Origin of the sequence: Prevotella sp. HUN102 (assembly GCF_000688375.1) — a bacterium.
In the GTDB taxonomy this organism is placed as follows: Bacteria; Bacteroidota; Bacteroidia; order Bacteroidales; family Bacteroidaceae; genus Prevotella.
The window spans coordinates 503,852-517,734 of record NZ_JIAF01000004.1 but is presented as its reverse complement, the minus strand read 5'-3'; the positions used below and the strand labels follow the sequence as shown (position 1 = coordinate 517,734).

At 43.8% G+C, this 13,883-nt stretch carries 10 protein-coding genes; 1 reads left to right on the top strand and 9 read right to left on the bottom strand.

All coding sequences use genetic code 11. From position 1 onward, the window contains the following. Positions 1 to 136: 136 nt before the first annotated feature. From P150_RS0107060 to P150_RS0107030, 7 genes are all read right to left on the bottom strand, one after another. A complete protein-coding gene (locus tag P150_RS0107060) occupies positions 137 to 763 on the bottom strand; it encodes a TetR/AcrR family transcriptional regulator (RefSeq protein ID WP_051617584.1) in 627 nt (208 codons plus the stop codon). Between the two features lie 189 nt (positions 764 to 952). Continuing rightward, complete coding sequence (locus P150_RS0107055; protein WP_036932117.1) at positions 953 to 2,191, bottom strand: hypothetical protein; 1,239 nt, start codon at positions 2,189 to 2,191, stop codon at positions 953 to 955. 24 nt (positions 2,192 to 2,215) lie between these two features. Continuing rightward, positions 2,216 to 4,606 carry a TonB-dependent receptor domain-containing protein gene (locus tag P150_RS0107050; protein WP_081819353.1) on the bottom strand — a complete coding sequence of 797 codons (2,391 nt, stop codon included), beginning with the start codon at positions 4,604 to 4,606 and terminating at the stop codon, positions 2,216 to 2,218. Between the two features lie 352 nt (positions 4,607 to 4,958). After that, positions 4,959 to 5,375, bottom strand: a complete 417-nt coding sequence (locus tag P150_RS0107045) for a hypothetical protein (RefSeq protein ID WP_028897067.1) — start codon at positions 5,373 to 5,375, stop codon at positions 4,959 to 4,961. Next, complete coding sequence (locus P150_RS0107040) at positions 5,372 to 6,646, bottom strand: site-specific integrase (RefSeq protein WP_028897066.1); 1,275 nt, start codon at positions 6,644 to 6,646, stop codon at positions 5,372 to 5,374. Before P150_RS0107040 ends, P150_RS0107045 begins: the two co-directional genes overlap by 4 nt. A 68-nt stretch (positions 6,647 to 6,714) precedes the next feature. Beyond that, positions 6,715 to 7,944 (bottom strand): site-specific integrase, encoded by a 1,230-nt coding sequence (locus tag P150_RS0107035; RefSeq protein ID WP_028897065.1) that lies wholly within the window; start codon positions 7,942 to 7,944, stop codon positions 6,715 to 6,717. A gap of 687 nt (positions 7,945 to 8,631) precedes the next feature. Further along, on the bottom strand, positions 8,632 to 10,293 hold the full coding sequence (locus tag P150_RS0107030; protein ID WP_028897064.1) for a nucleoside kinase: 1,662 nt from the start codon (positions 10,291 to 10,293) through the stop codon (positions 8,632 to 8,634). A 95-nt stretch (positions 10,294 to 10,388) separates the two neighbouring features. Here P150_RS0107030 and P150_RS16150 point away from each other — a divergent pair, with 95 nt between their 5' ends. Continuing rightward, on the top strand, positions 10,389 to 12,218 hold the full coding sequence (locus tag P150_RS16150) for a Na/Pi cotransporter family protein (protein WP_081819296.1): 1,830 nt from the start codon (positions 10,389 to 10,391) through the stop codon (positions 12,216 to 12,218). Between the two features lie 459 nt (positions 12,219 to 12,677). On the opposite strand, the gene P150_RS0107015 is transcribed toward P150_RS16150, so the two are convergent. Together P150_RS0107015 and P150_RS0107010 are read right to left on the bottom strand one after the other, a co-directional pair. Continuing rightward, complete coding sequence (locus P150_RS0107015) at positions 12,678 to 13,124, bottom strand: MarR family winged helix-turn-helix transcriptional regulator (RefSeq protein ID WP_028897063.1); 447 nt, start codon at positions 13,122 to 13,124, stop codon at positions 12,678 to 12,680. Between the two features lie 202 nt (positions 13,125 to 13,326). Continuing rightward, the gene (locus P150_RS0107010; RefSeq protein ID WP_028897062.1) at positions 13,327 to 13,875 is read right to left on the bottom strand and encodes a glutathione peroxidase; all 549 of its coding nucleotides are present in this window, start codon (positions 13,873 to 13,875) and stop codon (positions 13,327 to 13,329) included. Positions 13,876 to 13,883: the final 8 nt, after the last annotated feature.

Below are 13,883 nucleotides of genomic sequence, written 5' to 3'. Positions count from 1 at the left end.
GGAGGATGACTGTACGATAGGGATTAATTTATCCAAACTTTGTAAGATGTATTCTGCCTTCTTTTTAGACTCTCAAAAAAAGCTCTATCACTCTTGCGAAGTGGTGATATTATTACATTCGCACAATTGAAATTTATCATATCTGCATCAATCTTTTCCAACCAGCCGTTCCATACATGATAAATTCCTTTAGGAAAGAAATTGCTTTTTCATCGAAAAGGCTCTCTTGCATACAGAGTACACTAAGCATGGACACCCACATGGAACATAAAAAATGCAAGAATAAGGGCGATATCCCATTAATGATGTGAGGGTATTTCTTTTTCATTCCTTCCAAATAAGTTTCACCGTATTCCGCCTGTTTTGCTATAAGTGTTTCTCGAAAATTCTCCAATGATGTTCCTGTAGAATGGAAAAGCAGGAGCCTGAGTTCATTCTTATGCTTATGCACAAAGTTCAAAAGGATATCAACCATCTGCTGCTGATATTCCTCTGCTGAATAAAATTCAATATTCAGTCCCTTTTTTCCATTATATCTCTCTATAAATTTATAGAGAGCCTTTATAGTTGGTTGCATCACAGCGCAATATATTTCATTCTTATTATGGAAGTAATGGTAAATATTTCCCACGGCAACGCCCGAACTTGTAGCGATTTGCTTTATGGACGTTTTTCTTACACCGTTGTTTACAAATTCCTGATGGGCAACTGTGAGGATAAGTTTCTTTTTATCGTCTTTCAATTTCTGCATATATCCTGTCATTTTATTAGAATAACGTATGGGAGGGAGCATTATTGCATATGTGAAATTTTATATCACACCAAGTCAACGCACCTATGGTGGATTTATCTATTCCGAGCAATGGGCATAACTTCAATGGATTAACGGCAGACACTTCTCCTCATATATTGTGAGAAGCGCCTGCCGTTCATTTATCCCTCGCAAAAGACACTATTCTTTGGAAAAACTGTAAAAGAATGAAGGATAGCCTTCCACACTCACGACGGGTCCTGTTACTTTCTTGCTCTCCGGGTCATAGGTGTAAAAGCCGTTATGGTCTCTGTTTGCACTGCCGAATACAATCACTCCTTTGTGCCTTCCGATGGCTTCGCCGAAAGGAGTAGATACCGGAAATCCCTCTATCTTTTCTATTGTCTTGGCATTCAAGTCAATAATAACTGGCACTCTTGATAAGGTCGTGTATGGATTTTTGCTGTGTGTGTCAAGGGCGTAAGCATTGGCATAGGCATAGAGTTTTCCGTTGCCAGCATAGAAGACGGAAGGCAGATAATCGGCATAATTCACGGGCAGCCCCGTGACCTTTGTCTTGTCAAGACGGATGCAGTAGTCCGAGTCTATCTCATGCGTACCTTTCTTAATGCGGATAATGCCCGCAGGATATTGCTTAGTGTTGGCTCCAAATCCCGATATGCAGTTGATATATATGTTCTGATGCTCATCCATAAAGATGGACTTGGCATCTGTCGGACGCGTAGGTACGCTTACACCAAGTTTATCATTTACGATAACTTTTTCCAATTCGTCCTTTGCCGTATTTATCAGGGCTATCTCAACCTTATTCTCGCGCGGTTGCCATTTGCTATCAAATTGCGAAAGTCCGACATATAAATATCCGTCACGGATAATCATGGCAGCAGGAGACACTTTGGTATCAGCATGGCTAAGTTTGTTGAGGTTAATTTCTTTAAGCAATTTCATCGTCTCAGGATTGAACACATATATCAGTCCCAAATTCTGTAAAGTGAGATACGCTTTCTGTGCATTTAGTTTGACGATACAGGATGCTCCAGAACCAGCAGGCAGGGCAAGTGTACCCTTGCTTACAAAACGGTTCTGCGTGTTGAGTCGGTAACGAACCATTTCCGCCTTTGTATTTCCGCTGTATGCCGGCAGTGAATAAATGTCCCCGTCAGGAAATGCTATCGGAGTTGCAGCAAATCCTGTCGGAATACTGTTTTTGTTGTCGTATTTGGCAGGATTGAGATTGGGTATCGCTTGCAGATATACACTTCCGGTATTACCTTCAGGATTGGGAATACTCGTGGCAAAGACTACAGACTGAGGTGCTACTTCGGGTGTAGGGGGCATGGGAGACGGATTGTCATCGTTGTTGCATGAAACACAAAAGGCAACGAGTAGTATTGCCGAAAATAATTTTCTGACATTCATAATTTTACATTTTAAATTAAACAGTTATTTTAATAAATATCTTATCTTTAAACTGGCAGAACGCCTTGGTAAGGGACGGTTCAGTTCTGACCAAACCTCCCTGTCGGTCAGGTTTTTCAGTTTTATGGAAATCGTCCATTTGTTATTCATAAAACTATGTTCTATACCTGCATTCATTGTGAATGATGTGGGAATTTTGCGATTTTGATTGACACTTACTTCAAAATCATAGAAATATTGGTGAATGTATGAAGCATCAAACAGAATACGCGTATTCTGCCCTTTCCCACCGAAAAGATTCTCATGGTGAAATTCCATACCAAAATTTCCCAACATATATGGAATGTTCGGAATACGTTTATTCTTGGTGGGATTAGATACATTCGTCCCGGGTATGTTTTTACGCGTATCTCTTAAATCCTGATATGTGGCGTTTGCATATACATAAAGGTACGGCAGAACATCTCCTTTTATTTCTCCCTCTATTCCATATGTCTGCACACTTCCGAAGTTTCTGTATCTTGCCATAGAGGGCAAAAGGTCTTGGGTAAACCGTATCATGTTACTGAGATTATTGTAAAAGCCGTTTATCTCCGCTTCCATAAAACCACCAGATTTGCGAGCTTTATGATAAAGAAAACCAAGATTGCAGCCTGTAGTTCTCTCAGGTTCCAATGCGGTTGAAGGAAGAATAGAGAAACCGTTCCCCAACAATTCTTCACTTGTAGGAATCCTTATCTCAGAGTTAAAAGAACCCTTTACAAGAAAAACAGAAGAAAGTCTATAACGCAGAGATCCACTCCATCCTATATGGTTTCTGTTGAGACTTATAGTCTGCAACTCGTTTATATTGTAGCTTTCCATAACTTTTGAACGGGAATAGAAGAAAAAGTCTTTTAATGTAAAGGCACTTTGAAAACGATTGTCAAAAAGTGCGAGGTCATATGAGAAACCTATGGCAAAACTGTTCATATTGCTGGGATGGTTTGCGGCATATCCAAGAACTTTATCCATCAGTTCGTTCTTAGGTAGAAGTCTGGTATGGTTTGCGTAGGCATTCAGGTTTATGGAATGATGTTTGTCCAGCGTATAGCAAAGATTTAGTTTCCCATAAACCTCGTGAGATTTATTACGTCCATCTGATGGAAAGTTTCCCTGTTCCCCTCCGTATGTGGAAACTGCCGGGTATTGTTTTCCATTCCAATCATAACGGTACTTTGCAGTGTCTTTTAGTCCATACCGACCGTAGTTATATACTAAATCAAAATCGAAGTCCACTCCATCTGCGAAGAAATTCTTACGCTTCATGGTAAGTCCCGTGATGATGGATGAGGAATGGTTGAAAGCCTCCCTGATGTCCATATCTATGCCCTGTATCTCCTGCCGGGTGCGAGAGAACAGCAATTCATACTTCAACTCATCAAACCACCATTTTGTTGCCTTCAGGGATGCCCCGACAAGCACATTGCTGAATTTGTCATGATTTCGCCTGACTATACGGTCATCAAGATTAATCAGACGCATATTGTAATTATTGTCCGAGTAAGTGTAATACCCTCCTATGCCCAATTGTATGCCTGTCTTTGAGTCGGTATGTTTCAGAATAGTACTCAATCTGTGAGTATTGAACGAACTTATTTCGTAGGCAACATCAAAGTAAAACGGCGGATACTCTTTCGTAACAATATTCACGGCTCCCCCAAGTGCAGAACCTCCGAATTTATACGGAACGATACCTTTATAGACTTCAATCCTTTCTATCATATCGGTTGGAATGTCGTTCAGACTTATGAAATTGCTCATCTGTCCCATTGGCGATTCGTCCATGAAAAGTCCCATGCGCTTTCCCTCCAATCCACGTACCGATATGCGTGATGCGCTGCCAACTCCGCCTGTATTACGTACAGTTACGCCTGTCGTCCGTGCCAGAACCTCATTAACTGACGATGCTGTTCCCTGAAGTTGGTGCTGTGAGATGACAGAAATAGGCATCGAGCTTTCCCGCAGTTTCCGCGCCTCACTGCGAGCTGTCACAACAACTTCTTCCAATGGATTTTCAGATATAAACAGGATGACATCATGTCTTATACTATCGGGGGCTGATGCCTTTTTTATGACATTCTTCGTTTCATACCCTAACGATTTGAAAGCAATATTGACAATCTTACCTAATGGGAGTCTGATAGTATAAGTACCGTCTGGTAGACTTATCGCTGCAATATTGTTATTGGTCATGACATATACACGACCAAGAGCCTCTCCTGTATGCCCATCCGTAATCCTACCATGTACAATACATTCCTGAGCATGGGAAGACAACGGAATAAGGGCTGATATGAATAGGAAGAGACAAAATGCCCGCCCCTCCAATAATGAATATAATGAAAAAATATTCGAAAAAAAAGAGTGCCACATACAAACATGGCACTCTTTTGAGATACTGATAGAGGCAATCTTCCTCTTTATTTTTCTTTCAATCATAACACTATGTATATTAATTTCGCAAAGTTAGTATATATAACCTGCTCACACAATACCCACAATTGGGTATTTTAAAATTATGATATGAGGACTCTCATAAATAAAATAATTATCAAGCGTTCTATCCCTGCATGAATCAAAACAATGAATTGAAAAAGTAGTATGTAGTTAATTGTTGGTAGTGTAAAATATCTATTAATTACTACATTCAAACACTTTCTCTTTCATTTCATTACCTATGTTGTAGTTACGTAGTAAGATAATATCAGTGAAAGAAAAAGAGATATCAATTATACTTATTACCTATCAGTAAAATCGGTGTTATGGCGGATGTGGGTCGTTGCATCGCTGTGCAAACATATTTTCTGAACAAATGGGCTTCCATACTATCCAACTGAAAGGACAGGGCAATGATGATAGAGAGCGAATAAAGCGGTGCATAGCCCTGCAAGCGTCCGTTCAAGAAAACACCTTCTTCACCTGCCTCCCTCTCATTGGGATGCAGGTTAGAGGACTTCATAAGCAGTTGCAGTCTGTGGTTGAGTTTCTTCCACGTTACACCGAAGAACCTCACAAGTTCGCTTTCTGTCATGACTATATCACCATTGCCTTTACGGATGACCTGCATATTGTTGCCCCAATCAAAATAACTGCGTTGATTGAGCGTATTCACTTTCGTTGGAGAATGACTGTTCCTCCTCATGCCGTAACCTCCTTTCTTAGGCTTGGATTGACGATAAGCGATATTGCCTTTACATCTGCCATATCTTTGTCCTTAGCCTTACATTTGGCAATAAGCCTGTCCATATCCTCAGAAATCTTGTTGTCCGTTATCTGTGCATAAATCTGCGTGCTTGATATGGAGGCATGCCCCATCATCTTGGCAATACTCTCAATGGGTATTCCTGCACTAAGTGCCATCGTGCCGAACGTGTGGCGAGCTTGATGGTAGGACAACCGACCTCTGATACCGCAAGCCGTGCCAACGATGCTCAGCATATGACTCATTACGCTACGGCTTTTATCACAATGGAAGACAAGACTGTCGTCCTTTTCTTTCATTGTCTGTTTTGCTCTGCAATAGTTGATAATGGATTCTGCAATCGGATGTAGCGGTACGACAAACTCCACCTTTGTCTTTTGACGTTCCTTACGGATGTATTTCTGTCCGTCTGCAGCAGTTTGGATATGTTGGTATTGCAAACGTTCCATGTCAGCGATAGCTATACCCGTGAAACAGGAAAAGATAAACATTAGCCGTGCCTGCTCCGCTTCCTTGTCCTCCATTTTCATTGCCATGAGTTTGACTATCTCGTTCTTCTGCAAGAAGCGTATCTTCTTTTCCTCTTTTTCATACTTGGCATTCTCAAAGGGATTGTAGCGGATGATTCTTTGGCTGACAGCTCGATACATCAGCCGACTCAGCCAACAGAGATAGCGATTTATGGTTGCTGCTGCATAACCACGTCTTTTCAGGAAGAAGCGGAAATCTTCAAACAATTCTTCTGTAATAGTGGCAATGGGTATATCCTGTAAGCCTTTATCATTGATAAACTCCGTAAGCAGTTTGTCCGAATAAAGCAGATTCAGATAAGTTCCCTCTGCCTTTGATTTGCCAACGCTCTCCTTGATGGATTTCAGTTCCTGCCTGCTCATGGCAAGGAGGGATGTGGGAGTCGTGGCTATTCCATGCAAACGGTTCTTGAGTAGTTCAACGCTTACCATTCCGTCCTTTATCAGTATATCCTGATAAGTCCTCTCCACAAGTTCTCGAAATTCATCTATTCTTTGGTTTGTCTTCTTATTGATACTCAAGCCTTGCTTGCTGTTCCACTCGGATGGCTGGCATTCCTCTCCTGTGGTTATGGCTGTGTTCTTTCCGTCTATGGTGATACGGCAGAAGATAGCTGTCCTGCCGTCTGTCTTTATCTTTTGTCTGTTGATATAGAACAATATCTTGAATGTACTTCTCATAATGGTCTTGATTGAATATTGGTGTTTATATAAAAAGAATTGAATTGAAATGAATACATGGCAATCGCTCAGATAGCCAACTGCATATCTTCTGTGAAAGAAAAGAAGCGTTCAAACTCGCCGAAGAGTTTTTGGGGTGTAACCTTTGCGTACTGTTCCGTCATGCTTACATTGGTATGTCCCAACATTTTGCTTACCGTTTCAATAGGCACACCCTGTTCAAGCGTGATGAGCGTGGCAAAAGTGTGCCTTGCGGTATGTGTGGTAAAGTGAAGGGAGATACCAGCCCGAAGTCTGAGGGCTTTCAAATATGATTGATAAGAGGCATATTCGATGATAGGGAGTAACGTTTCCCTTTCATCGCTGTAAAATTTCTCTATTAGTCTGAGGGCTTCAGGTAACAGTTTGACACGGCAGAGTACACCTGTCTTCTGACGGTTGAACTTCAACCACATTTTGCCTTCATCGTCACGAAAAAGGTGTTTCTTGTTCAGATTCATCAAGTCACAATATGCTGCACCCACATGACAGGCAAAAAGAAAAATATCCCGTGCATTTTCCATTTCCTCTTCCAAATCCTCAAAGCTGAGTGCCTTCAACTTCTCCAATGCCTCCTTGTCAAGTGCCTTTGGAGATTTCTTGTTTCCTCTCTCTATTTTGGCTTTGTCAAACAGGAGCGTATCTGCAATTCCCTCACGGTATGCCAATTTACAGACTGTTTTCAAATGGGATGCTATACCATAGAAAGAACTCTCTTGAAAAGCAAGTTCTCCCAAGAAATACTGACGGAACTCATAAATAAAGTTCTCTGTCAGTTGAGAGAACGCCAAGTCCGACACATTGTACTTCTTTTGAATAAACTCCTGCAAGTGGATTCGGGTAGAGTGATAACTGGATATGGATTCTTTCTTTATATCCACCCCGATATGACTCTCCTTTTCCTTGATGAGTATATCCAACCTTTCGATAAGCATACACCGTGTCTGCACACTACCTTGAAACTGTTCCTTTACATCTGTTGCACTGAATGAACATCCTTTGGATAGCAGAGACTTATAGGCTGTTTGAATGGAAAGCAAAAGGTTCTCCAACCTGCCATTTATCTCCACCGCTTCACGGCTCTTGCCATCCATTCGACTTTCCCGAGAATTCCATAAATCAGGATTGCAAGACAACTTACAACTGAACTGTGCGATGGAATGTCCAATGGTGATGCGTCCCATTATCGGGGCTTTACCCGACTTGTCCAGACCACTCTTTTTGAGGTAGAGTAATACCTTCATTTTTTCTGTTTGCATACGCTTTAATTTTTATGGGCAAAATTACCCGAATTAAAGCGTCCTTCACTTATGCAGAAAACTGCCGACCGAAGCAACAGCCACACGAGTGGAAATAATTCAGTTACCTGTTTTTACTCCATCGTTACCTATGCCACAACAGGGTAACATTTTGGTAACTGAATTTCTGCTTAAATCTACATATTTCTGCCCTTTACGAATAGAGCAGTTTTGTGCGAATCATTCCATTCCTGCCTCATTATCAGCCTGTTCTCTTCAACTTGGAGTTTTCTTCATTTTCAAGTAGAAATTACGTTTCATTCTTCGCAGCTTTGCACTCCATTTCTGCGATGATTGCACGGCATTCTTCGCACAAATGTAAATCAATCTTGTGAAAAACGAATTTCAAACAAACTGAAATTGGTCTGAAATCTCGGAGTTATTGCCTTTCAAACGCTGGAATGGAAATCTTCAAGCATCGTTTTTGAGTAATTAATATTTACATACTGACGACAGAAACTCCCTGAAAGTCCTGTTCTTCTTTCATTCATTGAAGAGGCTTCAAGCAGATGCTCATAAATAATTGCCGCTATATTCATCATCAAGAAAGACAGAAACAAGAAACTGCCCACAATGTAAAGACCTGCATCTGAACATTGTGGGCAGACTGTTTACGGAGATACGCGGCGGCGGAACATCCGTCGGCTGTTAATACTTGAACGATGAGCCACCAAGGAACTCGCGGAGGAGCGAAGTTGGGGGAAGGCTGCGGTACGGAAGCGTGGAGAAATACTTCAGGAACTTGCGCAGACGATAGGCTTCGGCGTATTCATCGCAGTGTTCGGGCACTTGTTCGAGCACTTCCTCGGCCTGATTCTTGATGACGGCAAGCTCGAAAAGCATTGCACTGTTGAACATAACGTCGGCGTTTTCCTGATAGGGGAATATCCATTTCTTCTCGCCTGCACGCACGCTCGGCCACCGCCTGATGGTTTCCTCTGCCGAACAGCCCCGGTACTTGTAGTCGCGCACGATGCGGCGGAGCAGTCGGTTGTCGGTTGTGGGGATATAATTGTGGTCGTCCAAGAGGATGGTCGTCAGCGCGGAAGCGTATATCTTGAACTTCTGTTCGTCGGGAATCTGCTCCGTGAGCAATGGGTTCAGCGCGTGAATGCCTTCAACAACGAGTATATTGTTGTCCTGCAACTGCAGTCTGTTGCCACTCATCTCGCTCAGTCCCGACTGGAAATTGTATTTCGGCAGTTCCACCTCCCCGCCGTTGAACAAAGCCGTGAACTGTTGGTTGAGCAAGGGAATGTTGAGTGCGTATATGCTCTCGTAATCATACTCTCCGTTCTCGTCCTTCGGCGTCTTCGCCCTGTCCACGAAATAGTCGTCGAGCGACACCTGCACGGGTTTTATGCCGCAGGCGAGCAACTGCACGGAGAGACGCTTGCAGAAAGTGGTCTTTCCGCTCGAAGACGGTCCCGCAATCAGCACCACCTTGGTTCCTTTCCTGTTGGCTATGGTGTCGGCAATCTGCGAAATCTTCTTCTCTTGGAGTGCTTCGCTCACGTTGATGAGGTCGTTTGAGAGTCCGTTCTTCACAGCCTCGTTGAAGTCGCCGACGGTACTTATGCCGAGAATGCTCTGCCAACGGTGGTGTTCCTTGAACACCTCGAACATCTTGTCCTGACGGATCAGCTCGCCCAACTGTGAAGGGTCGTCCGTTGATGGGATGCGGAGAAGGATTCCGTCGAAATATTTTTCTATGCCGAACAGATAAATCTGCGATGTGTTCGTGAGCATCGAACCGTAATAATAGTCCTTGTAGCCGTCAAGGTCGTAATATATGGTGTAGATTGAGCCGATACTCTTCAGCAGTTTCACCTTGGCCTCGTCGCCCAGTCGCTCAAACATTTTCACGGCTTCCTCCGTCGGAGTCTCAAACCTTGATATCGGCATCTTTGCATCAATTATTTCCTGCACCCTCTTGCGTATTCTCGCCACGTCCTCGGCTTCCACGGCGTGTCCGAGCTTCAAGTTGCAATAGTAACCGTTCGACACCGGCACGTCGATAACGACTTCGCTGCCCGGATAAAGGTCGTGAACGGCCTTGCAGAGCACCAGAAAGAGCGAGCGCGTATAGGTACGGATGCCCGAAGAACTATGCAGGTCGAGGAACTCCACATCCTTGTTATGGTAGACGCGGAAGTGCAAACCTTCCACCTTATTATTTACACGCGCACTTACCGGACCGTATTCCATCTGCAAGTCATTTGCACAATAAATATCATAAAGTGTGCTTCCGATTGGGACTTCTAGAGTTTTTTTATTATTTTTGCAACGGATTTGTAATACTTGTTTCATTTCTATGAAATTTATTCAGCTATTAAGTTGTGGCGATAAAGTTAGCAAATTCCATTCAGAATGCAAAAAATATCGCATTACAATAATATTAATTTATGAGTACAAGTAGTTATTTTGCTATTTTTTTTCAGATTGTCGGCTCGTTGGCACTACTGATTTTCGGTATGAAGATAATGAGTGAGGCACTGCAAAAGATGGCAGGCTCACAGCTGCGCCACATTCTCGGCGCAATGACAACCAATCGTTTCACAGGAATGCTCACAGGAACGTTCGTAACCTGTGCCGTTCAATCCTCCTCGGCTACGACGGTTATGACCGTTTCCTTCGTGAACGCGGGCTTGCTGACGCTGGCTCAGGCCATATCCGTGATTATGGGTGCCAACATCGGTACTACGCTTACGGCGTGGATTATGTCCTTGGGATACTCGGTGGACCTGATGACGGTGGTTTATCCGTCGTTCCTCATCGGCATTATTCTCATCTACAACCGTCGGGCACGCTACATCGGCGACTTCCTGTTCGGTATAGCCTTTATGTTCTTCAGCCTTGTACTCCTGAGCAAGGGCGGAAAGGATCTTGATTTGGGCAACAATCCACAGATTGTAGAGTTCTTCAGCTCGTTCGACATCAACAGCTACTGGACCATTCTCGCTTTCCTCGCCATCGGAACCGTCATTACCTGTATCGTTCAGTCGTCGGCTGCCGTTATGGCGATTACGATTCTGCTCTGTTCCACGGGCGTTCTGCCCATCTACTTGGGCATTGCGCTCGTTATGGGCGAGAATATCGGCACCACGGCCACGGCCAACCTCGCCGCACTGGGCGCAAACACGCAGGCACGACGCACGGCGTTGGCTCACCTGATGTTCAACGTCATCGGTGTGATCTGGGTACTGATAGTGTTCTATCCTTTTGTAAACACGGTTTGCAAACTTGTCGGTTTCGACCCAGAAAGCCACGCCGAGACGCAGCAGCAACTGGCATTGCGCCTCCCGATTGTGTTGGCTGCATTCCACACTTGCTTCAACGTCATCAACACCTCCATCCTTATATGGTTCATTCCACAGATAGAGAAGCTGGTTTGTATGATTATCAAACCGGGAAAGAAGGAAGACGAGGAAGATTTCCGTCTCCGTTTCATTCAGGCGGGCATTATGAAGACTCCCGAACTCTCCGTTTTGGAAGCCAGCAAGGAGATACAGTCGTTTGCAGAACGCCTGCACCGTATGTTCAATATGGTTCGCGAGCTGCTCACGATAAAGGATCCAGATGCGTTTGCCAAGCTCTTCGAGCGCATCGAAAAGTATGAGGGAATCTCTGACAATATGGAAATAGAGATTGCAAAGTATCTTGACCAAGTAAGCAATGCCCACCTGAGCGACGAAACCAAGGAGAAGGTGCGCTGTATGCTGCGCGAAATCTCAGAATTGGAGAGTATCGGCGATGCCTGCTACAACATTGCACGCACTCAGAATCGTCGTATCACGGCTAAGGAAGACTTTACGGAAGACCAGTACAACCACATCTTCCAGATGTTTGAACTTACTGACGATGCCCTTACGCAGATGAACAATATACTTGTAGGGCACAAGCACGAGAACAACATCAACCATTCGTTCAACGTGGAGAACGAAATCAACAGCTATCGCAACCAGCTCCGCACGCAGAACATCGCCGACGTGAACGACCATAAATACACTTATGCCATCGGCACGATGTATATGGACATCATTCAGGAATGTGAAAAGCTCGGCGACTACGTGGTAAACGTTGTTGAAGCACGTATGGGTGTCAGACAGAGTGCCGTGCAGCAAGTAAGGCATCTACAAATAAAACATAAGAGAAATGTCAGGATTCGCCATCATAGAATCCTGACATTTTTTATTGATAGCGCAAAGAAAGTATTTAGATTCCTGCACAAATAAGTTATGACTGCATTATGTTCAAACTCCCTGCTTGCTGTGAATTATCTTGACAACCCCCTCTTCATAATTCGTTTATTTTGAACAAAGGATTTTTTATTTTCAAATACGCGAATTATGAGCAGGATTATAACAATCTGACTAACAGTGAATTATCAATTTTATACTATTTGACATACTGCCAAAGAAACGATATTGTTCGCAAAACGACCTGAAAATAAGAGAAATATAACAAGATTCTGCCTTTCATTCTTCGCAAGCCGGCAATCCATTCTTGCGAAGATTGCACTGCGTTCTTCGCAAGAATGATTTGCATTCTTCGCAAAAATGCAAAACGGTCTTCGGAGAATTGAGAAATGAGTATGGGAAAACGAGGAGGAAATCGTTGGATTATTGGCTTTCAAACTCTGGATTGAAAATTTTCAGGCATCGTTTTTCCGTCAATAATATTTACAATTTGATTCACTCCTTATCCTTCATCTTGCTGATGAAATCGTCCAAGACGGGAATCATTTGCGTCAATGAACTTATGTCAATCCCACACTCACAGAGCGTTTCGCCCATACAGTTGGGAATCTTTGCCGCTTCTTTCTGCAAGTCTTTTCCTTTCTGCGTCAGGTAGACGAACTGCTGCCGCCGGTCGGTTTCGCTGTCGTGGCGCGCCACAAGTCCCAGTTTCTCCATACGCTTGACGAGCGGCGAGGTGGTGTTGATGCCCAGAAGGAGTTTCTTTCCGATGTCGTTCACGGGCTGGTCGTCTTTCTCCCACAGCACGAGGAGCACCAGATACTGCGTGTAAGTGATGCCTAATTTTTTCAGAAACGGTTCGTAGCCTTGCGTTATCAGTCTGCTTGCCGTGTAGAGACGGAAACAGAGCTGATTTTCCAGCTTCAGTTGATCGTATGACATAAGTATAATGTATTTATTCCATTGGTCCGGAGGATGGGACTGATTGCCATTTCCGCGCCTTCGGACACGAATAAAGGCAGAAGAACAAGAGTACAAGGGGCAGGGAAGTACATTGAATGGATTGGTTATCTATTGTACTAAGCCCTTTTGTTCTCGCATTCTTCTGCCTTGCTTTTTCTGTTCTAATATCTGAATGAGGGGATCAGAGCAGGGTCTCGATGCAGCTTTCCACTTCCTTCAATGCCACCGTAGGCTCGAAACGAGCTACTACCTCTCCCTCACGATTGACAACGAACTTGGTGAAGTTCCACTGAATATCGTCCTGCTTGCGTGGTTCCGGGTTGCTCTCATTGTAGAGTTTCTCCATCACGGCTGCGAGCTTGTCGTCGTAAGCACCACCAGCGTAGCCCTTCTGACCCTTCAGCCAAGTGTAGAGAGGCAATTCGTTGGCACCGTTCACATCGCTCTTCTGGAACTGTGGAAAGTCTGTTCCAAACTTCATTGTGCAGAACTCTGCTATCTCTTCGTCGGAACCGGGTGCCTGATGGCCGAACTGGTCGCAAGGAACATCGAGGATTTCCAATCCTTTTTCCTTCAGCCGCTTGTAGATAGCCTCCAATTCCTCGTACTGTGGTGTAAATCCGCAGCCTGTCGCCGTGTTCACGACGAGGAGAACTTTGCCCTTATACTCTGAAAGGCTCACTTCGCCACCCTTCTTATTCTTCAAGTTGAAATCATAAACTGTTGCCATAATTTTGT

Coding starts and splice junctions, on each gene's coding strand:
- P150_RS0107060 (WP_051617584.1), bottom strand. CDS start 763: ATGACAGGATATATGCAGAAATTGAAAGACGATAAAAAGAAACTTATC.
- P150_RS0107055 (WP_036932117.1), bottom strand. CDS start 2,191: ATGAATGTCAGAAAATTATTTTCGGCAATACTACTCGTTGCCTTTTGT.
- P150_RS0107050 (WP_081819353.1), bottom strand. CDS start 4,606: ATGTGGCACTCTTTTTTTTCGAATATTTTTTCATTATATTCATTATTG.
- P150_RS0107045 (WP_028897067.1), bottom strand. CDS start 5,375: ATGAGGAGGAACAGTCATTCTCCAACGAAAGTGAATACGCTCAATCAA.
- P150_RS0107040 (WP_028897066.1), bottom strand. CDS start 6,646: ATGAGAAGTACATTCAAGATATTGTTCTATATCAACAGACAAAAGATA.
- P150_RS0107035 (WP_028897065.1), bottom strand. CDS start 7,944: ATGCAAACAGAAAAAATGAAGGTATTACTCTACCTCAAAAAGAGTGGT.
- P150_RS0107030 (WP_028897064.1), bottom strand. CDS start 10,293: ATGAAACAAGTATTACAAATCCGTTGCAAAAATAATAAAAAAACTCTA.
- P150_RS16150 (WP_081819296.1), top strand. CDS start 10,389: ATGAGTACAAGTAGTTATTTTGCTATTTTTTTTCAGATTGTCGGCTCG.
- P150_RS0107015 (WP_028897063.1), bottom strand. CDS start 13,124: ATGTCATACGATCAACTGAAGCTGGAAAATCAGCTCTGTTTCCGTCTC.
- P150_RS0107010 (WP_028897062.1), bottom strand. CDS start 13,875: ATGGCAACAGTTTATGATTTCAACTTGAAGAATAAGAAGGGTGGCGAA.